20 protein-coding genes are annotated in these 23465 nt (G+C 69.5%); 4 read left to right on the top strand and 16 right to left on the bottom strand.

The window, feature by feature from the left end:
- Positions 1-11: 11 nt before the first annotated feature.
- The 13 genes from ftsZ to M4D53_RS16640 all read right to left on the bottom strand — a co-directional run bounded on the left by ftsZ (position 12) and on the right by M4D53_RS16640 (position 14490).
- Complete coding sequence (gene ftsZ / locus M4D53_RS16700) at positions 12-1166, bottom strand: cell division protein FtsZ (RefSeq protein ID WP_187661791.1); 1155 nt, start codon at positions 1164-1166, stop codon at positions 12-14.
- Positions 1167-1329: 163 nt separating this feature from the next.
- Positions 1330-2253 carry a cell division protein FtsQ/DivIB gene (locus tag M4D53_RS16695; protein ID WP_259955156.1) on the bottom strand — a complete coding sequence of 308 codons (924 nt, stop codon included), beginning with the start codon at positions 2251-2253 and terminating at the stop codon, positions 1330-1332.
- 3 nt (positions 2254-2256) lie between these two features.
- Entirely contained in the window at positions 2257-3657 is a 1401-nt protein-coding gene (murC, locus tag M4D53_RS16690) for a UDP-N-acetylmuramate--L-alanine ligase (protein WP_259955154.1), read from the bottom strand.
- Positions 3658-3699: 42 nt separating this feature from the next.
- Complete coding sequence (locus M4D53_RS16685) at positions 3700-4776, bottom strand: UDP-N-acetylglucosamine--N-acetylmuramyl-(pentapeptide) pyrophosphoryl-undecaprenol N-acetylglucosamine transferase (protein WP_259955152.1); 1077 nt, start codon at positions 4774-4776, stop codon at positions 3700-3702.
- Positions 4773-5978 carry a putative lipid II flippase FtsW gene (gene ftsW, locus M4D53_RS16680; protein WP_187661795.1) on the bottom strand — a complete coding sequence of 402 codons (1206 nt, stop codon included), beginning with the start codon at positions 5976-5978 and terminating at the stop codon, positions 4773-4775. The genes M4D53_RS16685 and ftsW overlap by 4 nt, the downstream gene beginning before the upstream one ends.
- Positions 5947-7482 (bottom strand): UDP-N-acetylmuramoyl-L-alanine--D-glutamate ligase, encoded by a 1536-nt coding sequence (gene murD / locus M4D53_RS16675; protein ID WP_259955150.1) that lies wholly within the window; start codon positions 7480-7482, stop codon positions 5947-5949. Before murD ends, ftsW begins: the two co-directional genes overlap by 32 nt.
- Entirely contained in the window at positions 7472-8578 is a 1107-nt protein-coding gene (mraY, locus tag M4D53_RS16670) for a phospho-N-acetylmuramoyl-pentapeptide-transferase (RefSeq protein WP_025105090.1), read from the bottom strand. Before mraY ends, murD begins: the two co-directional genes overlap by 11 nt.
- A complete protein-coding gene (locus tag M4D53_RS16665) occupies positions 8575-9987 on the bottom strand; it encodes a UDP-N-acetylmuramoyl-tripeptide--D-alanyl-D-alanine ligase (RefSeq protein WP_259955147.1) in 1413 nt (470 codons plus the stop codon). The genes mraY and M4D53_RS16665 overlap by 4 nt, the downstream gene beginning before the upstream one ends.
- 27 nt (positions 9988-10014) lie before the next feature.
- A complete protein-coding gene (locus M4D53_RS16660; protein WP_259955145.1) occupies positions 10015-11784 on the bottom strand; it encodes a peptidoglycan D,D-transpeptidase FtsI family protein in 1770 nt (589 codons plus the stop codon).
- 26 nt (positions 11785-11810) lie between these two features.
- On the bottom strand, positions 11811-12383 hold the full coding sequence (gene ftsL / locus M4D53_RS16655) for a cell division protein FtsL (protein WP_259955143.1): 573 nt from the start codon (positions 12381-12383) through the stop codon (positions 11811-11813).
- Positions 12380-13318 (bottom strand): 16S rRNA (cytosine(1402)-N(4))-methyltransferase RsmH, encoded by a 939-nt coding sequence (gene rsmH, locus M4D53_RS16650; RefSeq protein WP_259955141.1) that lies wholly within the window; start codon positions 13316-13318, stop codon positions 12380-12382. The genes ftsL and rsmH overlap by 4 nt, the downstream gene beginning before the upstream one ends.
- Positions 13319-13421: 103 nt before the next feature.
- Positions 13422-13853 carry a division/cell wall cluster transcriptional repressor MraZ gene (gene mraZ / locus M4D53_RS16645; protein ID WP_025105095.1) on the bottom strand — a complete coding sequence of 144 codons (432 nt, stop codon included), beginning with the start codon at positions 13851-13853 and terminating at the stop codon, positions 13422-13424.
- Positions 13854-14115: 262 nt separating this feature from the next.
- The gene (locus M4D53_RS16640; RefSeq protein WP_187661800.1) at positions 14116-14490 is read right to left on the bottom strand and encodes an SCO2097 family morphological protein; all 375 of its coding nucleotides are present in this window, start codon (positions 14488-14490) and stop codon (positions 14116-14118) included.
- Positions 14491-14652: 162 nt separating this feature from the next.
- Between M4D53_RS16640 and M4D53_RS16635 the strand changes: the two genes are divergently transcribed.
- On the top strand, positions 14653-15678 hold the full coding sequence (locus M4D53_RS16635; protein WP_259955158.1) for a polyprenyl synthetase family protein: 1026 nt from the start codon (positions 14653-14655) through the stop codon (positions 15676-15678).
- 9 nt (positions 15679-15687) lie between these two features.
- On the opposite strand, the gene M4D53_RS16630 is transcribed toward M4D53_RS16635, so the two are convergent.
- Positions 15688-16044 (bottom strand): Rv2175c family DNA-binding protein, encoded by a 357-nt coding sequence (locus M4D53_RS16630; protein WP_327036728.1) that lies wholly within the window; start codon positions 16042-16044, stop codon positions 15688-15690.
- Between the two features lie 129 nt (positions 16045-16173).
- On the opposite strand from M4D53_RS16630, the gene M4D53_RS16625 reads away from it, so the two are divergent.
- Both M4D53_RS16625 and pknB read left to right on the top strand, forming a co-directional pair.
- On the top strand, positions 16174-17316 hold the full coding sequence (locus M4D53_RS16625) for a LysM peptidoglycan-binding domain-containing protein (RefSeq protein WP_259955140.1): 1143 nt from the start codon (positions 16174-16176) through the stop codon (positions 17314-17316).
- A 76-nt stretch (positions 17317-17392) separates the two neighbouring features.
- Positions 17393-19348 carry a Stk1 family PASTA domain-containing Ser/Thr kinase gene (gene pknB, locus M4D53_RS16620; protein WP_259955139.1) on the top strand — a complete coding sequence of 652 codons (1956 nt, stop codon included), beginning with the start codon at positions 17393-17395 and terminating at the stop codon, positions 19346-19348.
- A gap of 60 nt (positions 19349-19408) precedes the next feature.
- On the opposite strand, the gene M4D53_RS16615 is transcribed toward pknB, so the two are convergent.
- The gene (locus M4D53_RS16615) at positions 19409-20749 is read right to left on the bottom strand and encodes a class II 3-deoxy-7-phosphoheptulonate synthase (RefSeq protein WP_187661804.1); all 1341 of its coding nucleotides are present in this window, start codon (positions 20747-20749) and stop codon (positions 19409-19411) included.
- A gap of 46 nt (positions 20750-20795) precedes the next feature.
- Positions 20796-21485: a lysophospholipid acyltransferase family protein gene (locus M4D53_RS16610; protein ID WP_187664181.1), complete on the bottom strand. Its 690-nt coding sequence runs from the start codon at positions 21483-21485 to the stop codon at positions 20796-20798.
- A gap of 151 nt (positions 21486-21636) precedes the next feature.
- Between M4D53_RS16610 and M4D53_RS16605 the strand changes: the two genes are divergently transcribed.
- A partial coding sequence (locus M4D53_RS16605) for an AMP-dependent synthetase/ligase (RefSeq protein WP_259955137.1) occupies positions 21637-23465 on the top strand: 1829 nt, incomplete at its 3' end.

Here is a 23465-nt window from a genome sequence, read left to right as displayed (position 1 = left end):
GACCGGCATCGTCACTTCAGGAATTCGGGGATGTCGATGTCGTCGTCGGCGAAGGCCGGCTCGATGCTCGTCGCCGGCGTGCGAGGCGCCGACGGCGCCGCGGTGGGCTCCGGCGCGCTCTTCTCCGTCGCGGGCTCGGTGGTCTCCGACAGCGCAACCTCGGGAAGCGACGCGGTCGAAGGACGCGAGACGACCATCGGGTCCAGCCGCAGCGAGGGCTCGCCGCCATCGAAGCCGGCGGCGATGACCGTCACTCGGACCTCGTCGCCCAGCGTGTCGTCGATGACGGTACCGAAGATGATGTTGGCCTCCGGGTGCGCAGCCTCCTTGACGAGGTCAGCCGCATCGTGGATCTCGAAGATGCCGAGGTTCGAGCCACCCTGGATCGACAGCAGCACACCGTGCGCACCCTCGATCGAGGCCTCGAGCAGCGGCGACTCGACGGCGAGCTCGGCGGCCTTGATCGCGCGGTCGGCGCCGCGCGCCGACCCGATGCCCATCAGCGCGGACCCTGCTCCCTGCATGACCGACTTCACGTCGGCGAAGTCGAGGTTGATGAGTCCAGGGGTCGTGATGAGGTCCGTGATGCCCTGCACACCGGCGAGGAGCACCTGGTCGGCGGTCGCGAACGCCTCGATCATCGAGATGCCGCGGTCGCTGATCTCGAGCAGACGGTCGTTCGGGACGACGATGAGGGTGTCGACCTCTTCCTTCAGCTTCGCGACGCCTGCCTCGGCCTGGCTCTGGCGGCGGCGACCTTCGAAGGAGAACGGCTTCGTGACGACACCGATGGTCAGGGCACCGATCGACTTCGCGATACGGGCGACCACCGGGGCACCGCCGGTTCCCGTGCCGCCGCCCTCACCCGCGGTGACGAAGACCATGTCGGCGCCGGTCAGCGCCTGCTCGATCTCCTCAGCGTGGTCCTCGGCCGCGCGGCGGCCCACCTCCGGGTCCGCTCCGGCGCCGAGCCCGCGGGTGAGCTCACGGCCCACGTCGAGCTTGACGTCGGCGTCGCTCATGAGCAGCGCCTGGGCGTCGGTGTTGACGGCGATGAACTCGACTCCGCGGAGACCGAGCTCGATCATGCGGTTGACGGCGTTGACGCCGCCACCGCCGACGCCGACGACCTTGATCACGGCGAGGTAGTTCTGGTTCTGGCTCATGGCCGGCCTCCGATTAGTAGAGCCTGGAAGGGGCGAACCTTAAACCTCAACTAGAGGTGTAAAGTATTTCCCGGTATTGCGTTCTCTCAGATCGAAGGTAAGCGCCGCCTGCCCCTGCGCGCGCAGCGACATGGGCGTGTCGCGCCATTCCCGTCGAAACAGATCAGCCGACCACCGCGACGTCGGGTGAGGTGACGTCGATCGACGAGGCGTCGGGGTTCTTCACGAGCGCGGCGGAGAGCGCGAGCGCCTTCAACCCGGAGTCCTCCTGGCTCCCCCACACGACCGTGAGGCCCGAGTCGAGGGTCAAGGTCACGTCGTCCGCCGTCGAGGCGCGGACGCCGGTCAGCGCACTGCGGATGTCGGCAGGGAGAGCGCGGACCACGAGTCCCGCGCTGCGGAACGCCGGCGAGTCCATTCCCCCCTCGACCTCCACCAGCGGCTGCCCTGCCGGGCGTTCCGCCGTCGTCGAGAGGGCGACACCTGCGGCATCCACGAGAGTGAAGCCGGCACCCGACTCGACGACCCCGATCGGCGTGCGCTCCACGATGCGCACGGTCAGATCGTGTGGCGGTCGAGCCTCCAGGGCATAGGTCTCGATGAGCGGGAACGTCAGCAGCGCCGCCTTGACCTCGCTCGTGTCGACCAGGGCGAGGGGGGTCCCGAGCTGATCCGCGAGGGCCCCCTCGATCACCGCGGGATCGATCGTCGTGGTGCCGGTGACCGTGATGCGCTGCACGGCGAAGAGCGGGCTGTAAGCGGCAGCGACACTCCCCCCGATCAGCAGCACGACGGCCCCCACGGCGCTCAGCCAGACGATGCGGCGCCGCCGCGATCGCTGGGTGAACCGACGGATCTCCGCCCTGAGCGCCTTGCGGCGGGCGCGTGCCGCGCGCCAGACGTCCATCGAGGAACGGTGGCCCGCTTCCTCCTCCGTCTCCGCCCCGTCGGGCTCGACGGGCGCGGCGACGGCACCCTCGTCCGGAGCCGACTGAGGCGCGGGACGCCGGCGGAGGATCCGCTCGGAGGCGACGTCCGTCTCCCCCGGAGTGTCCGGAGCGCTCGGGAGCGGGGGCGGCCGGCGCATGGGCTACGCCCCGTCGGTCCGGCGCAGCGACTCCAGCACCTGCGGGATGATCTGGTAGACGTTGCCGCAGCCGAGAGTCACGACGAAGTCGCCGTCCTTCGCGACAGACGCCGTGTAGTCGGCCGCTTCCTGCCAGTCGGCGACGAAGTGCACTCGGGACGGGTCGTCGAACGCCCCGCTCACCAGCTCGCCGGTCACGCCGGGCACCGGGTCCTCCCTGGCACCGTAGACGTCCAGCATCACGGTGTGGTCGGCGAGCTCCTCCAGGACGTCTGCGAACTCCTGGTACATGTGCTGCGTCCGCGAATACGTGTGCGGCTGCTGGATGGCGATCAGCCGGCCGGACCCGGCGATGCTGCGCATGGCCTCGAGCGCCGCACGCACCTCGGTCGGGTGGTGCGAGTAGTCGTCGTAGACGGTGACCCCGCGCTCCTCGCCGTGGCGCTCGAGACGACGGATCGTCCCCGCGAAGCCCTCGACGGCGCGTACGGCGTCGCGGAGCGGGTGGCCGAGCGCGAGGAGGACGGCGACGGCGCCGGTCGCGTTGATCGCGTTGTGCACGCCGGGGACCGCGAGCTGCATGCGCTCGGTCTCGCCGCCGTGCGAGACGGCGGCGGCGACGGGGCCCGAGGTGACGATCTCGCTGACGCGGACGTCGGCGTCCTCGGCCTGCCCGAACGTGAGGATGCGCGGGTGCGACAACCCGGCCAGCACGCGGAGCGCGCCGGGGTCGTCGCTGGAGATGACGACCGCCTCGGATGCCGCGTCCGCGAAGCGCACGAAGGCGTCGTGGAAGGCCTCATCGGAGCCGTAGTGATCGAGATGATCGGGGTCGACGTTCGTGATGAGCGCGACCGCGGTGTCGTAGAGGAGGAAGGTCCCGTCCGACTCGTCGGCCTCGATGACGAAGAGGTCGCCGTTCCCGGTCGCGCTGGAGGTGCCGAGCTGCTCGATCACGCCGCCGTTGACGAAGTGCGGATCGGCGCCGAGCGCGCGCAGAGCCGTGACGATCATGCCCGTCGAGGTGGTCTTGCCGTGGGCGCCGGCCACCGAGACGAGGCGTCGGGTGCCGATCAGCCAGTGCAGGGCCTGAGAGCGGTGGATGACGTGGAGGCCGCGCTCCTTGGCGGTGACGAACTCGGGGTTCTCCGGCCAGATGGCACCGGTGTGCACGACCGTGTCGGCGTCGCCGAGGTGGGCGGCGTCATGACCGACGTGGACGGTCGCCCCCGCGGCGGCCAGCGCCCGTAGGTTGTCGCTGTCGGCGCGGTCGCTGCCGGAGACACGGATGCCCGCGTCGAGGAACATCTTCGCGAGTCCGCTCATCCCGGATCCACCGATGCCGATGAAGTGCGCGGAGGTGATCGTGTCGGGGATGGGGAGGGAGAGGTCGGGTCTGATCATGTCCGCTTCAGTCTACTTTTCGTTCTCGTCCGGACGGCGGCGTCACGCCGCACCGAGGGCACGGTCGATCATCGCGACGACGTTCTCGGTGCCGGTACGGGTGCCCGCGGTCTCCGCCGCCTCCGCCATCCGCCGGATGCGGTCACGGTCGCCGAGCAGCGGCACCACGATACGTCGGACCGCATCGCCGTCGAAGGTCGCGTCATCGAGGAGCTGAGCGGCACCGGCGGCCACGGCGGATCCTGCGTTCAACCGCTGCTCTCCGTTGCCCACCGAGTACGGCACGTACAACGCGGGAATCCCGAGCGCGCTGATCTCGCTCACGGTGGCCGACCCCGAACGCGACACGATGAGATCGGCCAGCGCGAACGCGAGGTCCATGCGGTCGATGTACCGGCGGAGGGCGTACCCGGGCACTCCGGGATCCGGCAGGTCGCTGCGCTCCCCGGTGACATGCAGCAGCTGCCAACCGGCGGCGAGGATGTCGCGCCAGGAGTCCGCCAGGGCGTCGTTCAACCGCTGCGCTCCGAGCGAGCCGCCGAAGACGAGAAGGACAGGACTATCGGCGTCGAGCCCGAAGTACTCGGCGGCCTCGGCGCGTCGAGCCGCCCGGTCGAGCGTGATGACCTCGCGCCGCAGCGGCATGCCGACCACCTCGCTCCCGCGGAGCGGCGTCCCGGCGAACGCGACTCCCACACCCGCGGCCGCACGGGCACCGAGCACGTTCGCCAGCCCGGGCTTCGCATTGGCCTCGTGGACGACGAAGGGCACGCGCTCGCGACGCGCGGCGACGTAGGCGGGTGCGGAGGCGTAGCCGCCGAAGCCCACCACGATGTCGATCCCGTGCTGCCGGATGTGCGCACGCACCTGGGCGATCGCCCGGCGGAACCGCGCGGGGAACGCGGCGGCCTGCGCGTTCGGGCGCCGCGGGAACGGCACCTTGTCGACGATGAGCAGCTCGTAACCACGCTCGGGGACGAGACGGGACTCCAGGCCCTCCGCCGTGCCGAGCACGAGGATCGTCGCCGACGGGTCACGCTCACGCAGCGCATCGGCGACCGCGAGCAACGGATTGACATGGCCGGCGGTGCCACCGCCGGCGAGGAGGTACGAAGTCACCTCGCGACCCTACCCCGCTCGGCTGACTGCTTCTCGGCGACCGGGATGGTCCGCGCGAAGGCCAGCAGGACGCCGCAGGCGACGAGCACGGCGAAGAGTGCCGTTCCACCCTGGGACATGAACGGCAGGGGCACACCCATCACCGGGAACACGCCGATGACGACGCCGACGTTCAGGACGGCCTGACCGACGATCCAGACCGTGATCCCCCCCGCGGCGACGCGGATGAAGGGGTCCGACGTCTTGCGGATCACATGGAACGCACCGACTGTGAAGAACGTGAACAGGGCGAGGACGACGATGCAGCCGATCAGCCCGAGCTCCTCGCCGACGATCGCGAAGATGAAGTCGTTGCCCGCGGCGGGGAGCCAGCCGTACTTCTCCTGGGAGTTGCCGAGGCCGAGTCCGAAGATCCCGCCGGAGGCCATGCCCCAGATGCCATGGATCGACTGGTAGCAGTCGGTGTAGTACAGCGCCATGTCATCGCACGTCGCGGTGATGCGACGCATGCGGTCCTCGCTGGAGAGCGCGTAGGCGAGCACCGCGACCACGCCCAGGATCATCGGGATGATGAAGAGGCGCAGCTTCACGCCCGAGAAGAAGAGACAGCCGAGCAGGATGAGGACCATCACCATCGCGGTCCCGAGGTCCTTGCCGGCGAGGACGGTGCCGATGGCCAGCGCCCCGACCGGGATCACGGGGATGAAGACGTGATGCCAGGTCCCGAGCATGGTCTGCTTGCGCAGCAGGACCGCGGCGATCCACAGGGCGAGGGCCAGCTTGAGGAACTCGGACGGCTGCATCTGGAAACCCGCCACCTGGATCCAGTTCCGGTTTCCGCCGTCGGCGATGCCGAGCGGTGTGAACACGAGGAGCTGGAGGGCGATGGCTCCGAAGAGCGCCGGCCAGGCCATGCGCTTGAGGAACGCCACAGGGAAGCGGCTGATGAGGAACATCATCGGGATACCGAGCAGGGCGAACACACCTTGCCGGAGAGCGCCGTCCAACGGGTTCTGCGCCTTGGCCACCGCCGTCGCGCTCGTCGCGGACAGCACCATCACGAGACCGAAGATCGTCAGGAGCAGGGCGGTCGACGCGATCAGCAGGAACTCGGTCGACACCGGGGTGAACCGGCGTCCGAGCGAGACCCGCGCGGCGAGGCCACCCGACTCAGACCGCGGAGGGCGAGCCACCTGCGTCATCGGCGCTCCCCCGATCGATCCATTCCCGCACCGCTTCGGCGAAGCGGTGGCCGCGATCCGCATAGCTGGAGAACTGGTCGAAGGACGCGGCGGCGGGAGCGAGGAGCACAGTGCCCTCCCCGTCGACGATCCCCGCCGCGATCTCCACGACGCGGTTCATGACCTGTCCAGTGTCGCCAGCTTCGACCTCGAAGACCGGCACCGTCGGCGCGTGTCGCTCGAATGCCGCGACGACGGCTGTGCGGTCCGCTCCGATGACGACCGCCGCGCGCGCGGTGGAGCCCGCGTCCGCGACGAGATCGGCGATGTCGACGCCCTTGAGATCACCGCCGACGACCCACACCGCACCGGGGTACGCGCGCAGTGACGACGCGGCCGCGTGCGGGTTCGTCGCCTTGGAGTCGTCGACCCAGGTGATGCCGGCGTGGCGCGCGACCACCTCGATGCGGTGCGCGTCCAGGCGGAAGGTCTGCAGCGCCCCGTGGATGGCCTCGGGCTCGACCCCGAGGGAACGGGCGAGGGCACTGGCGGCCAGGATGTTCTGAACGATGTGCGGTGCCGACAGCCCTGCGGCCTCCAGGTCGGCGACCGTGGTCAGTTCGAGGGCGCTGCGGGCTCGATCGTCGAGGAACGCCCGGTCGACGAGCAGCCCCTCCACGACGCCGAGATCGCTCGGGCCGGGGATGCCGAGATCGAAGCCGATGGCGCGGGCGCCCTCGACGACGTCGGCCTCCTCGACCATCCGGCGCGTCGCCTCGTCGGCCTTGTTGTAGACGCAGGCGACCCGCGTGTTGCGGTACACCAGCGCCTTCGCGTCCCGGTAAGCCTGAGCGCTGCCATGCCAGACGAGATGATCGTCGGCGAGGTTCAGGCAGACTGCGGCGTGCGGGAACAGCTCCCCCTCCGAACGCGACAGTCCGAGGTACCAGAGCTGGTGGCTGGAGAGCTCGACGACGAGCACGTCGAAGCCGGCGGGGTCGCGGACCGCGTCGAGCACGGGGACGCCGATGTTGCCGCACGGTGCGGCGCGCAGGCCACCGGCGACGAGCAGCGTCGCCGTGAGCTGGGTCGTCGTCGTCTTGCCGTTGGTCCCGGTGATGAGCACCCAGTCCGCCGGCGTGCCGTCCGCGCGGAGGACCTTGTCGCGCACCCGCCAGGCGAGCTCGACGTCACCCCAGAGCGCGATGCCCTCGTCCTGAACCCAACGGATGACCGGGTGCGCCGGGGCGAAGCCAGGGGACGCGATGACGACCTCGGGCCCGAACGCCATCAGCGCCTCGGGCACGGCGTCCAGCGGACCGAGCTCCAACCGTGCACCGATGACGGGGAGCAGGCGGGCGTACTCCTCCTCCGCGGACTCGCTGAGCACGAGGACGTCGGCACCGAGCTCGGCGAGGGTGTCGGCCACGGAGAAGCCGGTCATGGAGAGGCCGAGGACGGCGACGCGCAGGCCGCTCCAGTCGGCGTGCCAGCTCGTCAGCCCGGCCAGACGCTCAGCCGACACGGGTCAGCCATTCGACGTAGAAGAGCCCGACGGCCGACACCGCGAGAAGACCCGCGATGATCCACATGCGCACCACGATGGTGACCTCCGACCAGCCCCGCATCTCGAGGTGGTGGTGGAACGGGCTCATCAGGAACAGCCGCTTGCCGCGGGTGATCTTGAAGTAGGCGCGCTGCAGGATCACGGATCCGGAGGCGAGCACGAAGACGCCGGCGATGATGAGGAGCAGCAGTTCGGTGCGGGTCATGACCGCCATCGCGGTGATGACGCCACCGATGGCCATCGAGCCCACGTCTCCCATGAACACCTTCGCCTTGGGCGCGTTCCACCACAGGAACCCGATGAGGCTGGCGGCGAAAGAGGCCGAGATGATGGCGAGGTTGAACGGGTCGCGCACCTCGTAACAGCCGCCGAGCGAGCCCGGATCACCGCCGATGCAGGGCTGCTTGAACTGCCAGAACGCGATGAGGCTGTAGGCGCCGACGACGATCACGCCCGCGCCGGCGGCGAGGCCGTCGAGGCCGTCGGTGAGGTTGACGCTGTTGGAGGTCGCGACCCCGATGATCGAGATCCAGGCGAGGTAGAGGATCCAGCCCAGGATGACGCCGAACGCGAAGAGGTTCAGCCAGGTGATGTCCCGGAAGAGGGAGATCGACGCACTGGCCGGCGTCTGCCCCCACTTGTTCGGGAAGTTCAGTGCCACGATGCCGAAGGGGATCACGACGATGAGCTGACCGATCACCTTCCGCCACCCTGACAGCCCGAGGCTGCGCTGGCTGCGCACCTTCATGTAGTCGTCGATGAATCCGACCACACCGAAGCCGACCATGAGCCAGATCACCAGGATGGCGGACAGCGCCGGCGTCTCGCCGCTGACGAGGACCCCGGTGAAGTAGCCCACGATCGAGCCGAGGATGAAGATGACACCACCCATGGTCGGGGTGCCGCGCTTCGCCTCGTGGCTCGGGTTGCCCGCAGCCTCCGGGGTACGGATGACCTGCCCCCAGCCCCACTTGCGGAAGAGCCGGAGGAAGACGGGAGTCAGGAAGAGAGTGAAGGCGAGCGAGATGGCCGCCGCCATGATGAGGGACCTCACGAGAACAATTCTCCCAGACGATCGCCGAGATGCCGGAGGCCCACGGAGTTGGACGACTTCACCAGGACCCGGTCTCCGTCACGCAGCTCGGTACGGAGGTACTCGAACGCAGCGTCCTGGTCCGGCAGGTGCACGGCTTCGCTGTCCCATGACCCCTCGCCGACGGCGGCGAGGTAGAGCCGCCGTGCCTCCGGGCCGACGACGACGATGCGCCGGATGTTGAGACGCACGGCGAGGAGGCCGATGCGATCGTGCTCCTCCCCTGCGCTCTCGCCGAGTTCGCTCATCGCGCCGAGGACGGCGACCGTGCGCTCGTCGGGGCCGGTGATCTGGGCGAGGGTCCGCAGGGCGGCCGCCATCGAGTCGGGACTGGCGTTGTACGCGTCGTTGATGATGCGGACGCGGTCGTTGCCCAGCGGCTGCATCCGCCACCGCTCGGCGATCTCGACGGCCTCCAACCGGGAGACGGCATCGGCCGGGGCCACGCCGAGCTCGACGGCGGCGGTGATCGCGGCGAGGGCGTTGCTGACGTGGTGGGCGCCGAGGACGCGCAGGCGCAGTGGCAGCCGCTCCCCTGCGACCTCGATCACGCACTGCGTGCCGGAGGCCGAGACCTCGATCTCCCGCGCGTGCACGACAGCCGCAGCCGACTGGCCGAAGCCGACGACCCGGAGGCCGCGGCTCTCCGCGAGCTCGCGCATCGCCCACACCCGGGCGTCGTCCGCGTTGAGCACGGCGATGCCGGGCACGCGGGCCGCGGCGACGAGCTCGGACTTGGCCTTCGCCGTGGCCTCGATGCCGCCGAAGCCGCCCGCGTGCGCCATGCCGACCATCAGCACGACCACCAGGTCCGGCTCGACGAGACCGGCGAGCCGCGCGATGCTGCCCGGCGCGGCAGCCCCGAACTCGCTCACCAGGAATCGGGTGTCGTGCGTGACGCGGAGCATCGTCACCGGGGCGCCGACCTCGTTGTTGAAGGACTTCACCGGGGCGACGGTCTCGCCCTCGTCCTCGAGGATGCGGGCGAGGAAGTTCTTGGTGGTCGTCTTGCCGTTCGAGCCGGTGATGCCGACGATGCGCAGGTTCCCCCCGGCGCGCACGCGCGCCACGACCTCGCGCGCCAGCTCGCCGAGGGCGACCACGGCATCGGACACGACGATCTGCGAGACATCGACGTCGACGGGGTGCTCGACGATCGCCAGGACCGCACCGGCTTCGGCGGCGGCACCGACGAAGCGGTGCCCGTCGGTCTCGGCGCCGGGCTTGGCGACGAAGATCGACCCGGCCTCCATGGTGCGCGAATCGGTGTCGACGATCCCGTCGACCACCGTCTCCGGCGTGTGCTCTCCGGCCACGCGCAGTTCACCACCGATGGCGGCGGCGATCTCAGCGAGCGTCAGGGCGATCATGTCATCTCCATGCGCGGCTCTCGCCGGCTATCCGAACTTGGGGAGGAGCGCGTCCATCGGGACAGAGGACGGCATCACGCGATAGGTCTTCATCACCTGCGTCATCGCCTTCTGGAAGGCGGAAGCGGTGGCCGCGGACGATACAACCTTAGTCGGCTCGTCGAGGGTGACCACGACGACGTACTGCGGGTCGTCGACGGGCGCGAAGCCCACCATGCTCGTGTAGTACACGCCTGCCTTGTAGCCGCCCTTGCCGTCCGAGACCTGCGCGGTACCGGTCTTGCTGGTCACCCGGTATCCGGGAACCTGGATGCGATCGGCGTTCCCGCCCTGCACGGCGACGTTCTCGAGCATGCGGGTCAGATCGGCGGCGGTCTGCTCCTTCACGATCTGCTCGTGCTTCGGCTTCGGCGTCTCCGTGACCGTCCCGTCGGGCGCCGTGCAGGACTCCACCATCGACAGGTCGATCTTCTCCCCGCCGTTGGCGATGGCCTGGTACGCACCGGCGAGCTGCGGGGCCGTCACCGTGAAGTACTGGCCGAACGTCGTCGTGTAGAGGGACTGGCTGTCCCAGTCGCTCACCGGGTGCAGGATGCCTCCCACTTCGGAGGGGAAGTCCAGGGTTTTCTGCCCGACCCCGAAGCGCTGCAGGTAGTCGTAGCGGACCTCGGGGGCGACCATCGTGCCGAACTTCGACAGCGCGGTGTTGGAGGAGTCGATCAGTCCGCCCGCGAGCGTGTAGTTGTAGGCCGGGTGGCTGAACGCGTCGTTGACCACGGCGCCGTTCGGGAAGGTCTCGCGCGAGGAGGCCGTCACGGTGCTGAGCGGGGTGAGGCCCGCACCCTCCATCGCCGCCGCCGCGGTGATCGCCTTGAACGTCGAACCGGGCTCGAAGTCGCGGTGGAAGATCTGGCTGTATCGCGTCTCCGGAGTCGAGGAGTCCAGGTCGTTCGGGTCCATGGCCGGCCATTCGGCCGCGGCTCGGATCTTGCCGGTGCCCACCTCGACGACCGTGACGGTTCCGCCCTTCGCGCCCTGCTTCTGGGCCTCCTCGCCGATCATCTGCTGGAGGTACCACTGCAGGTCGCTGTTGATCGTGAGCTGCACGGTGCCGCCGTCGACGGCGTCGGTGACCGACTCGCTCCCCGGGATCACGACGCCGTCCTTGCCCTTGCGATACGTCTTCTCCCCATCGATCGGCGCGAGGCACGATTCCTCGAGCTGCTCGACGCCGGCCTTGGCCTCCCCGGTGTTGTCGAGGAAGCCCAGCACGTTCCCGGCGACCGCGCCGTTGGGATAGACCCGGGTCTCGCGCGGCGTCAGGGCGAGGTACGACCCCAGGCCGAGGTCGCGGAGCGCGATGAACTGCTCGGTGTTGAGCCCCGTCTTCAGGGGTGCGTACTGGCTGTTCGGGTTCTCGGCGAGGGCATCGGAGACGCGTTTGCGGATCTCGTCTCCCGGTACCCCCGTGATCGCGGCGATCTTCTCGGAGGCCTCGGCCCAGGGCAGCGCAGGATCCTTCTCCTCCGTGAGCCTGATGACCTGAGGACTGAGCTGCGCGTCGTAGACCATCACGCTCGACGCGAGGACTGTGCCCTCGGCGTCGACGATGGATCCCCGCTGTCCGGGGATCGTCGAGCCGTCGCCGATGTGCTCGAGGGATTGGTTGACGTGCTCGTCGGCGCTCACCACCTGGATGTCGATCAGGCGGACGACGAACGCCACCAGGATCGAAAGGATGACCGCCAGTGCGACGACGGTGCGTCGCCGCGGTCCGCGCGTGGCTCGTGTCGTCATGGGATCTCTCCGTCGATCGGGGATGGTCAGTGCGTCGTGGGGCTGGGCAGGCCGTCGGTGATGGCTGGCGGCAGGTCCTGCGCGGGCGGTGTACCGCCGGTCGGGTCGTCCCCGGCGTTCTCCGCCGGCGGGGTCTCCTCCGTGACGAGGACGTTGCCGACGGCCGCCTTCCCGTTGGGATCGATCGTGGAGACCCCTTCCGCCCCGGCGCCCGTCCCGAAGACGGCGCCGTCGCTGAGACGGAGGTAGGACGGGGCGCCCGCCACGACCATGCCGAGGTCGGCGGCGCTGCTCGCGAGCACCTGCGGGGAACTCAGCCCCGTCAGCTCTTCCTGCAGCGCGTCGGTCCGGAGGTCGAGTTCGCGCTGCTGGGACGTGAGCCCGGCGAGGGTGAACGAGTCCTGTGTGATGGCCAGCGAGAGCCCGACCTGCCCCGCACCGATGGCCAGGGCGCCGCCCAGCGCGACGAGCGCGTAGGCGAGCTTCGGCTTGCGGCGCCGTGCGGGCGCCGTCACCGGTCGCAGGCGCCGCTCGGGCGTCGTCTCCGGAGCGACCGGCTGCAGCGGCAGGGTCGGCTTGCGGACTGCGTTCATGCTCATGCGCTCTCCCGCACCTTCTCGGCGGCGCGCAGGCGCACCGGTATCGCACGCGGGTTGCGTGCGCGCTCTTCGTCATCGGCGAGTTCCGCACCCTTGGTGAGGATGCGGAATCGGGGGGCGTGCTCCGGCAGCTCGACCGGCAGCCCGGCGGGCGCCGTCGAGGAGGAGGCGGCCGCGAAGGCCTGCTTGACCAGCCGGTCCTCGAGGGACTGGTACGACATCACGACGATGCGGCCTCCGACCGCGAGTGCGTCCATCGCGGCGGGGATCGCGTCCGCGAGGACGTTCAGCTCGGCGTTGACCTCGATCCGGAGGGCCTGGAACACGCGCTTCGCCGGGTGCCCGGATCGCTGCGCGGCCGCGGGGGTGGCGGCCACGAGGATGTCGACGAGTTCGCCCGATCGCGTGATCGGCTGCTTCTGACGGGCGTCGATGATGAAGCGCGCATACCGTCCGGAGAGCTTCTCCTCTCCGTACCGCTCGAAGATGCGCCGCAGGTTGCCCTCGCTGTAGGTGGCGATGACCTCGGCGGCGGTGATGCCCTTCGTCTGGTCCATCCGCATGTCGAGCGGAGCGTCCTTCGAGTAGGCGAAGCCGCGTTCGGCCTCATCGAGCTGGAGCGACGAGACGCCCAGGTCGAACAGGATTCCGGCCGCCCCTTGCGCGTGCAGGCCGATCTCGTCGTAGACGGTGTGGACGAGGGTCACGCGATCGCGGAACCGAGCGAGCCGCTCCCCCGCGATCTTCAACGCGTCGGTGTCACGGTCGAGACCGATCAGACGGATGCCGGGGAACCGCTCGAGCAGCGCCTCCGAGTGCCCGCCCATCCCGAGCGTGGCATCGACGAGCACGGCGCCGTCGTCCTGGAGGGCAGGTGCGAGGAGCTCGACGCAGCGGTCGAGCAGGACGGGGGTGTGGATGTCGCGGAGGTTCATGATCTCTCTCGGGTCCGACCTTCGGCTCTGATCCCCCTCCGCATCTCGACCCGGCACCGGGGAAGTGTGTCGGGGCGGGAGCGGCGGGGCATCACAGCCGTGGTCAGAACAGTCCCGGAATCACCTCCTGCTCCAGCTCGGCGTAGGACTCCTCGCCGGCGGCGAGGTACGCGTTCCAGCTCTCCGCGTCCCAGATCTCGGCGTGGGCGCCGACTCCGGTCACGATGAGCTCCTTCTGAAGACCCGCGTACTGACGCAGGTGGGCGGGGATGGTGATGCGGTTCTGGCTGTCGGGCATCTCCGCACTGGCACCGGAGAGGAACATGCGCATGAAGTCACGCGCCTGCTTGTTGGCGAGCGGGGCCTGACGGATCCGCTCGTGCATCGCCTCGAACTCGGCCGTGCTGAAGACGTAGAGGCAGCGCTCCTGGCCCCGGGTGACGACGATGCCGCCGCCCAGGTCCTCGCGAAACTTCGCGGGAAGGATGACCCGTCCCTTGTCGTCCAGCTTCGGTGAGTGCGTGCCCAGCAGCATCGGCCATCACCCCCTCTCCGTCCGGCCAACTCGAGGTGCGCCCCACTTTACTCCACTTTCCTCCACATTCCTACGACGAATCCAGGGTATCGTCCCTGTGCTTCCGCGGACCTCGCCCTACTTCCGCGACATTCCGCGGGGGAGCGAGGTGGAGCTCCAGTGGAGGGCCGGTGGAGGGCCGGTGGGGACCGGATGCCCAACAGGCACGAAAAAGCCCGGATGCTCAGCATCCGGGCTTCGTGGTGGAGAGGAAGGGAGGAGGTCAGTGGCCGTCCTGGCGCCGATCCCATCGATCGTTCATGCGGTCCATGAAGGAGGAGGAGTCCTGCCGCTTCGGAGCGGTGCGGGTCCGGGGCTCTGCCGGTCCGGACCGTCGGACAGGGGTGACGGCCAGCATGACGCCGCCGAGCATGGCCGCGAAACCGATGACCCCGACGACGATGCCCCAGATATCTCCGAGGATGACACCGACGACCAGTCCGCCGACGCCGGCCAGCAGGAGCAGAGCACCGTAGACGAGATTGCGATAGCTGAGCGTGCGATCGCCCGACGGCGCGCTCACGACGTCGGCGTCATTGTGCAGGAGATGGCGTTCCATCTCGTCGAGCAGACGTTGCTCCTGTTCGGAGAGTGGCATCTCGTCCCCCTCGGGTATGGTGCCCTCCAGTCTACGCGCGAGCGGCGCCCGGGGCTAGCGGTTCGGGCGTCTCATCCTTTACGTATGCTGGGAGTCGTGCCGTCCCCCTCCCCCTCCGTCGCCGACGCCGTGGCCGCGCGACTGGACCTGTTCCTCGACCGCATGCGAGCGGAGTCGGCGGGGTACGGCGACGACGCCGCCGCCTTCCTCGATGCGGCGTCCGACACCCTCTCCGGAGGGAAGAGGCTGCGCGCCCGCTTCTGCCACGCAGGGTGGCGCGCCGTCTCCCGGTTCCGTGACCGTCTCGCCGTCGAGGACGACGCCCTGTGGGACCTCTGCGCGGCGCTGGAGATCTTCCAGTCCGCCGCTCTCGTGCACGACGACCTGATCGACAACTCCGACACCCGCCGGGGCCGTCCCGCGGCGCACCGGGCGCTCGAGGCCTCCCACCGCTCCGCCGGATGGTGGGGCGACGCCGCTGCCTTCGGGCGCGCCGGTTCCGTGCTGCTCGGCGATCTCCTCGTGGCGTGGAGCGACGACCTCCTGGAGTCGGCGCTCGACGGTCACGGCGCGGCGCGGACCGTGCGCGCCGAGTACGCGCGCATGCGTCGCGATGTCACGACCGGACAGTTCCTCGACATCGCCGAGGAGTCGGCGTGGAGCGTCAGCGATGACCGCGAGCATGCGGAGCGCGCGCTGCGCGTGGCCTCGCTGAAGTCGGCGCGCTACAGCATCGAGCAGCCGCTCATCCTGGGAGCGAGCCTCGCCGGCGCCGACGTCGGGCAGACCGAGGCGCTGCGCCGCTTCGGTCACCCTCTCGGCCTCGCCTTCCAGTTGCGTGACGACGTGCTCGGTGTGTTCGGCGATGCCGCCGTCACCGGCAAGCCCGCGGGCGACGACCTCCGAGAGGGCAAGCGGACCGTCCTCATCGCGCTCACCAGGGAGAAGCTGGACACACCCGCCCGGCGGGTGCTCGACGAGATGCTCGGCGACCCCGACCTGACGGCGTCGCAGGTCTCGTTCCTGCAGGAGACGATCGCCGGGACCGGAGCCCTCGAACGGGTCGAGACGATGATCGCCGACTACGCCGGAGAGGCCGATCGCGCGCTCTCCGGAGCCCGGCTCGAGGACGCCGCGGTCGGCGAGCTCCGCGATCTCGGCCGAGCGGCGACCGTGCGCTCCTCCTGAACGGGTCGCTCAGGCGAGGGTGCGCGCGAGCCGACGGACCTCGCTCTTGTGCCCGGCGAGCAGAGAGGCGATCGGGGAACGCCCGAGGGTCTCGTCCTCGGCGAGCAGCCAGTCGATCAGTTCGTCATCGGAGAAGCCGGCATCCTGCAGGACGATGATCGTCCCGCGCAGGGAGCTCAGCGGCTCGCCGTCCACGATGAACACCGCAGGAACGGCGAAGACGCCGCTGCGCCGCGAGCCGACGAGGTAGTGCTCGTCGATCAGACGACGCACGCGGCCGAGGGGCTCGCCGAGCACCTCGACGAGGTCGGGCATGGTCAGCCACTCGAGGGCGGCGTCAGGGGTTGCAGCGACGTTCTCAGACACGTTGCCACTATCTCACCTCGGCCCCCGACGCGCATATCCATCACTTCCGTCACATTCGTCACACCTGTCACTTCTGTTGACATCTCTATACATCCGTGTCAGCGTGAAGTGCTCGAAAAGGGGGCTGACGTGATCCTTCAGACAGCCGTGGCCGGCGCCCTCGCCGCCACTCTGACGGCGACACCCGCCGCCGCGCCCGCACCGCCGGTCGCGCCGCACGAACGGCATCGGATCGCTCCGGTGCGCGTCGCACCGACGCAGAACATCCCGCCCTCGCACGTCGTGCAGCCGGGGGACACGGTCGCCGGCATCGCCGGTCGTCACGGACTGCGCACCGCTGACGTCCTCGGCTGGAACGGCCTCTCCTGGCGCTCGGTCATCTATCCGGGGCAGAACCTGCATCTGCGCGCCCCGGCCTCGGCACCCGCGCCGGCGCCCACGTCGGTGCCTGCGGCGACGAAGACCCACACGGTCGTGGCGGGCGACACCGTCTTCGGCATCGCCCGGAAGTACGCCACCTCGGTCGGCGCGATCCTCGCCGCCAACGGCCTTCCCGACGGCGCCATCATCTACCCGGGACAGAAGATCGTCGTATCCGGAGGCGCGGCTTCCGCTTCCCCTCCGACACCCGCGGCCACACCCGCGGCGGCACCCGCGACGCCCCCGCAGAGCGGCGGCACCGCCCACACCGTCGCCGCGGGCGAGACGCTGTTCTCGATCGCTCAGCGGTACGGGACCACCACGCAGTCCCTCTTCGCCTGGAACGGCCTCGGCCCGTCGTCGATCATCTACCCGGGTCAGCGCCTCGCCGTGCAGGCGCCTGCCCCGAAGCCCGCCGCTGCGCCGACCGGACAGCGCAGTGCGACCCTGACGGCCGAGCAGGCTGCCAACGCCGCGCTCATCATCCGCGTGGGCCGCGAACTCGGAGTCTCCGACCGCGGGATCGCCATCGCCCTCGCCACCGGCATGGTGGAGTCGGATCTCCGCAACCTGGACTGGGGGGATCGCGACTCGCTCGGTATCTTCCAGCAGCGCCCGAGCACCGGCTGGGGCACCCCGGCGCAGATCATGGACGCGGAGCGGAGCACGCGGGTCTTCTACGGCGGCACGGGCGACCCGAACGGGCACACCACCCGCGGACTGCTCGACATCGCGGGCTGGGAGTCGCTGCCCTTCACCGACGCGGCGCAGGCCGTGCAGATCTCCGCCTACCCCGATCGCTACGGGCAGTGGGAGGCCCAGGCGTACGCATGGCTCGCCCAGCACGGGTGAGGCCGCCGGAAATCCGGATGACCCGAGGGGTGAGGCGTTCCCGGGGCTTTCAGCCATTCGTCCATAGACTTCTGTCGTGACGACCAATCATCAGGCCGACCCCCTCATCGGGCGGCTTGTCGACGGTCGGTACCGCGTGCGTGCGCGGATCGCCCGCGGCGGCATGGCCACGGTCTACGTAGCCACCGACCTCCGCCTGGAGCGCCGCATCGCCTTGAAGGTCATGCACGCGCACCTCAGTGACGACTCCGCGTTCCAGAGCCGGTTCATCCAGGAGGCCCGCGCCGCGGCCCGCCTCGCCGACCCGCACGTCGTCAACGTCTTCGATCAGGGCCAGGACGGCGAACTCGCCTACCTCGTCATGGAGTACCTGCCCGGGATCACTCTGCGTGAGCTCCTCCGAGAGCAGAAGCGCCTCACGGTCGCTCAGACGATCACGATCATGGATGCCGTTCTCGCCGGGCTGTCCGCCGCGCATCGGGCGGGCATCGTCCACCGCGACGTCAAGCCGGAGAACGTCCTGCTCGCGGAGGACGGCCGTATCAAGATCGGCGACTTCGGACTCGCGAGAGCCACCACCGCGAACACCGCCACCGGGCAGCAGCTCCTCGGGACGATCGCGTACCTCGCGCCGGAGCTCGTCACCCGCGGTACCGCCGACGCCCGCAGCGACATCTACGCGCTCGGCATCATGCTCTACGAGATGCTCGTCGGCGAGCAGCCCTACAAGGGCGAGCAGCCGATGCAGATCGCGTTCCAGCACGCCACCGAGTCGGTCCCCCGACCCAGCGTCCGCAATCCGTCGGTGCCCGAGCAGCTCGACGAGCTCGTGCTGTGGGCCACCGAGAAGTCCCCGGACGAGCGTCCGGACGACGCTCAGCAGATGCTGGAGCGCCTGCGGGAGATCGAGCGCGAGATCGGTGTCGCCCCCGCCGTGACCCGGACCACCGGCGCCTCCCGGGATCAGGCCGACTCCGGCGACCTCACCAAGGTCATGCCGGGCACCATGCTCCTGCCGGAACCGGCGACGGCCACCTCCCCCGGGATCGACAATGCCACCATCCTCCGGCGGCGGGCCGCCAAGCGCCGTGCCCGTGGCACGTTCCTCCTCTCCCTCGTCCTCCTGCTCGCCGTCCTCGCCGGCGGCGTGGGCTGGTGGTTCGGCTCCGGTCCCGGCTCGCTGATCGCGGTGCCCGCCGTGGCGGGCCAGACGTACGACGAGGCGGCGGCAGACCTCACGGAAGCCGGCTTCGAACCCGCCCAACGCGACGAGTTCTCCGTCGACGTCGAGAAGGGCATCGTCATCGAGACGGACCCCGGCGAGGGCACCAGGATCGACAAGGGCACCACCGTCGCCGTCGTCGTGTCCGCCGGCCCCGCCTCCCACGACCTCGCCCCTGTGGCCGGACAGCCTGCCGAGGACGTCCGGGCCGCGTTGCAGGCGGCGAACCTCGAGATCACCGACGACGAGGAGTACTTCACCGACGCCGCGGCCGGATCGGTCATCAACGTCCGCATCACTCCCCGTGACGGCGGCGATGCCTTCGGCTGCGATGAGGGCTGCACCGTCCACGAGAAGGACACCGCCACGATCCAGGTGTCGCGCGGGCCGGTGCCCGACGTCACGGACATGACCGTCAAGCAGGCGACCGAGACGCTCACCGGCAAAGGCCTCAAGGTAGCGGAGGAGAACATCTACCGCCCGAGCGATTCCATCGGCAAGGACCGGGTCATCGGATACGCGGACCGCACCGAGGAAGGATCCTGGCGTCCTGGCGAGACGATCCAGCTGATCGTCTCGCAGGGCCCGCCGCTGTTCGATGTGCCGGATGTCTCCGGGATGACGCGCGACGAGGCCACCGGCGCGTTGCGAGACGCCGGATTCACCTGGAGCTACACGAGCAGCACGGGTCTGCCGGACTCCGTGTGGGACCTCCTCGCGAACGAGAACACGCGCGTGGAGTCGTACAGCCCATCCGAACCGCAGCGGAAGGGCGCGAGCATCACGCTCACCATGAGCTTCGACGGCTGACGCCGACACGACGAAGGGGCCGGAACATCGTTCCGGCCCCTTCGTGCATCCGCCCGTGGCTCAGCGCTTCTCGAGCTCCTCGGCCACCAGGAACGCCAGCTCCAGGGACTGCATGTGGTTCAGGCGCGGGTCGCACAGGCTCTCGTAGCGGGTCCCCAGGGCCGCCTCGTCGATCTGCTCCGATCCGCCCAGGCACTCGGTGACGTCGTCGCCGGTCAGCTCGACGTGGATGCCGCCGGGGAACGTGCCGACCGCCCGGTGCGCCTCGAAGAAGCCGCGGACCTCGTCGACGACGTCGTCGAAGCGACGCGTCTTGTACCCGGTCGGCGTCGTGATGCCGTTGCCGTGCATGGGGTCGGTGACCCAGAGCGGCTGGGCACCCGACTCGCGGACCGCCTCCAGCAGCGGGGGCAGCGCATCGCGGATGCGGCCGGCGCCCATACGCGTGATGAAGGTCAGCCGGCCGGGCTCGCGCTCCGGGTCGAGCTTGTCGATGAGTGCCAGTGCCGTCTCCGGCGTGGTGGTGGGGCCCAGCTTCACGCCGATCGGGTTCCGGATCTTCGAGAAGTAGTCGACGTGCGCGCCGTCGAGCTCGCGGGTGCGCTCCCCGATCCACAGGAAGTGGGCGGAGGTGTTGTACGGGGTGTCCGTCCGCGAGTCGATCCGCGTCATCGGGCGCTCGTAGTCCATGAGCAGACCCTCGTGACCGGTGAAGAACTCGACGCGCTTGAGTTCGTCGAAGTCGGCGCCGGCGGCCTCCATGAACTTGATCGCACGATCGATCTCGGCGGCCATGCGCTCGTACCGCTGGTTCGCCGGATTCTGCGCGAAGCCCTTGTTCCAGGAGTGCACCTCGCGGAGGTCCGCGAAGCCACCCTGCGTGAACGCCCGGATGAGGTTCAGCGTGGAAGCGGCGGTGTGGTAGCCCTGCAGCAGTCGACCGGGGTCGGCCTGACGGGATCCCTCGGTGAAGTCGTAGCCGTTCACGATGTCGCCGCGGTACGCCGGCAGGGTGACCTCGCCGCGCGTCTCGGTGTCGCTGGAGCGCGGCTTGGCGAACTGCCCGGCCATGCGCCCCATCTTGACGACCGGCATGGACGCGCCGTAGGTGAGCACGACGGCCATCTGCAGCACCGTCTTGATGCGGTTGCGGATCTGCTCGGCCGTGGCCCCGGCGAAGGTCTCGGCGCAGTCGCCGCCCTGCAGCAGGAAGGCCTCCCCGGAGGCCGCCCTGGCGAGACGGTCGCGGAGGTTGTCGACCTCACCGGCGAAGACCAGCGGCGGAAGGCTCGAGATCTGCCGGGAGACGTCGGCGACGCGGTCGGCGTCTGGCCACTGCGGCTGCTGCTTGATGGGAAGCGAGCGCCAGGCATCAAGGGCGTCGATGTGGTGCGGAAGCATGCGTCCAGCCTAGTGGGCGGCACCACCGCCGAGACGCGCCGGGGGCCTATGTGACGCGCGTCGGAAGACGGTCCTTGACTGTGGACGCGTAGACGTCCTCGTACTCCTGCTGGCCGAGGCGCTGGAGGGCCACCATGATCTCGTCCGTGACGGACCGGAGGATGTAGCGGTCGTTCTCCATGCCCGCATAGCGGGAGAAGTCCAGCGGCTCGCCGATGACGATCCCGACCCGCATGACCCGCGGGATACGGCGGCCGATGGGCATGGCGGTGTCGGTGTCGACCATGATGACCGGGATGACCGGGACCTTGGCTTCGAGCGCCATCCGGGCGATGCCGGTGCGGCCGCGGTAGAGCTTGCCGTCGGGGCTGCGCGTGCCCTCGGGGTAGATGCCCAGCAGGTCGCCGCCACCGAGCACCTGCAGGCCGGTGTTGAGGGAGGCCTCGGACGCCTTGCCGCCGGAGCGGTCGATGGGGATCTGACCCGTCGCCTTCATGAAGAAGCGGGTGGACCAGCCCTTGAGGCCTCGTCCGGTGAAGTAGTCGCTCTTCGCGAGGAAGGACATCGACCGATCGATCACGAGCGGAAGGAAGATCGAGTCCGCGAAGGAGAGGTGGTTGCTGGCGAGGATCGCCGCCCCGGTCGCGGGCACGTTCTTCCGCCCCACGATCCAGGGACGGAACACGGCCTTGACCACAGGGCCGATCACGACGTACTTCATCAGCCAGTAGAACATCGAGGTGAAGTCTAGCGCCGCGACGCGGATCGCCCTCATGTTCCTCGTCGGGCGACCCGCAAAGCGACTGAGTTCCACCCTGACCGCGACCGGGTGCCATGCCCTAGACTCGGACCAACGCCCGTGCCCGACCGGTACCGAAGGAGCTGCCGTGGTCCAGTTTGAAGTCCCCGCGATCGTCCCCGCCGATCCCGACGCGAACGTCGCCGACCTGCTTGCGAAGCGCGTGGAGGCGACTCCCGACCGGGCGCTGTTCTCCGTCCCGCAGGGAAACGGATGGCGCGACATCACCGCCGCCGACTTCGAGACCGCGGTCATCGCGCTGGCGAAGGGGTTCGCCGCTGCCGGCATCCAGCCCGGCGAGAAGGTGGGCTTCCTCGCCCGCACCACGTACGAGTGGAGCCTCGTCGACTTCGCGCTCTTCTATGCCGGTGCCGTGATGGTGCCGATCTACGAGACGAGCTCGCCGTCGCAGATCCAGTGGATCCTCGAGGACTCGGGCGCGATCGCCCTCCTCGTCGAGTCACCGGAGCACTTCGCCCGCGTCGACGAGGTGCGCGGCGACCTTCCGCTCCTCCGAGAGGTCTGGCAGCTGCACCTGGGCGCGATCGACACGCTCACCGCGCAGGGGGCATCCGTCTCGGATGAGGAGATCCAGCGTCGCCGCGGCCTCGCCGTCGGCTCCGACATCGCGACCCTCATCTACACCTCGGGCTCCACCGGACGACCGAAGGGCTGCGTGCTCACCCACAGCAACTTCGTCGAGCTGTCCCGCAACTCCGCCAAGGCGCTCGACGAGGTCGTGCAGACGCCCGGCTCGTCCACGCTGCTGTTCATCACGACCGCGCACGTGTTCGCCCGCTTCATCTCCATCCTCAACGTGCACGCGGGGGTGCGCACCGGCCACCAGCCCGACACGCGTCAGCTGCTCCCTGCCCTCGGCTCGTTCAAGCCCACCTTCCTCCTCGCGGTCCCCCGCGTGTTCGAGAAGGTCTACAACTCCGCCGAGCAGAAGGCCGAGGCGGGCGGCAAGGGCAAGATCTTCCGCGCCGCCGCCGACGTGGCGATCGAGCACTCCCGGCTGCTCGAGGAGGGCAAGAAAATCCCGTTCGGGACGAAGCTCAAGTTCGCGCTCTTCAACAAGCTCGTCTACTCCAAGCTCCGCGAGGCCATGGGCGGCAACGTCGTCTACGCGGTGTCGGGCTCCGCTCCCCTCGGCGCGCGCCTCGGTCACTTCTTCCACAGCCTCGGCGTGGTGATCCTCGAGGGGTACGGCCTGACCGAGACCACGGCGCCCGCGACGGTGAACCTCGCCTCGAAGTCGAAGATCGGCACGGTCGGTCCCGCCCTTCCCGGCGTCGGGGTGCGTCTGGCCGACGACGGCGAGATCGAGGTGCGCGGCATCAACGTCTTCAAGGAGTACTGGAACAACCCGGAGGCCACCGCCGAGGCGTTCAGCGACGGCGGCTGGTTCCACACCGGCGACATCGGCAGCTTCGACGCCGACGGCTTCCTCACGATCACGGGGCGCAAGAAGGAGATCATCGTCACGGCGGGTGGCAAGAACGTCGCTCCGGCCGCACTCGAGGACCCGATCCGCGCGAACCCCATCGTCGGGCAGGTCGTCGTCGTCGGGGACCAGCGCCCGTTCATCTCGGCCCTCGTCACCCTCGACCCCGAGATGCTGCCGACCTGGCTCGCGAACAACGGCCTCGACGAGAAGATGACCCTCGCGGAGGCCTCGACGAACGCGCAGGTCCGTGCCGAGGTGCAGCGTGCGGTGGACGCGGCGAACGAGCGGGTGTCGCGCGCCGAGTCCATCCGCAAGTTCACGATCCTGGACTCGGAGTGGACGGAGGCCTCCGGCCACCTCACCCCGAAGCTGTCGATCAAGCGGAACATCATCATGAACGACTTCGCCGACGAGATCTCCGCGATCTACGACGAGCCCGTCGCCACGACCAACGTCGCCATCGGCGG

The organism is Microbacterium meiriae, from assembly GCF_025143875.1.
GTDB lineage: Bacteria > Actinomycetota > Actinomycetes > Actinomycetales > Microbacteriaceae > Microbacterium > Microbacterium meiriae.
The sequence above is the reverse complement of the archived record's forward strand: the minus strand, read 5'-3'. Positions and strand labels throughout refer to the sequence as shown.

Excerpts from the sequence above, each read along its gene's own strand:
- ftsZ (WP_187661791.1), bottom strand. The coding sequence starts at position 1,166 with ATGAGCCAGAACCAGAACTACCTCGCCGTGATCAAGGTCGTCGGCGTC.
- M4D53_RS16695 (WP_259955156.1), bottom strand. The coding sequence starts at position 2,253 with ATGCGCCGGCCGCCCCCGCTCCCGAGCGCTCCGGACACTCCGGGGGAG.
- murC (WP_259955154.1), bottom strand. The coding sequence starts at position 3,657 with ATGATCAGACCCGACCTCTCCCTCCCCATCCCCGACACGATCACCTCC.
- ftsW (WP_187661795.1), bottom strand. The coding sequence starts at position 5,978 with ATGACGCAGGTGGCTCGCCCTCCGCGGTCTGAGTCGGGTGGCCTCGCC.
- M4D53_RS16665 (WP_259955147.1), bottom strand. The coding sequence starts at position 9,987 with ATGATCGCCCTGACGCTCGCTGAGATCGCCGCCGCCATCGGTGGTGAA.
- M4D53_RS16660 (WP_259955145.1), bottom strand. The coding sequence starts at position 11,784 with ATGACGACACGAGCCACGCGCGGACCGCGGCGACGCACCGTCGTCGCA.
- ftsL (WP_259955143.1), bottom strand. The coding sequence starts at position 12,383 with ATGAGCATGAACGCAGTCCGCAAGCCGACCCTGCCGCTGCAGCCGGTC.
- rsmH (WP_259955141.1), bottom strand. The coding sequence starts at position 13,318 with ATGAACCTCCGCGACATCCACACCCCCGTCCTGCTCGACCGCTGCGTC.
- mraZ (WP_025105095.1), bottom strand. The coding sequence starts at position 13,853 with ATGCTGCTGGGCACGCACTCACCGAAGCTGGACGACAAGGGACGGGTC.
- M4D53_RS16640 (WP_187661800.1), bottom strand. The coding sequence starts at position 14,490 with ATGCCACTCTCCGAACAGGAGCAACGTCTGCTCGACGAGATGGAACGC.
- M4D53_RS16635 (WP_259955158.1), top strand. The coding sequence starts at position 14,653 with ATGCGAGCGGAGTCGGCGGGGTACGGCGACGACGCCGCCGCCTTCCTC.
- M4D53_RS16615 (WP_187661804.1), bottom strand. The coding sequence starts at position 20,749 with ATGCTTCCGCACCACATCGACGCCCTTGATGCCTGGCGCTCGCTTCCC.
- M4D53_RS16610 (WP_187664181.1), bottom strand. The coding sequence starts at position 21,485 with ATGTTCTACTGGCTGATGAAGTACGTCGTGATCGGCCCTGTGGTCAAG.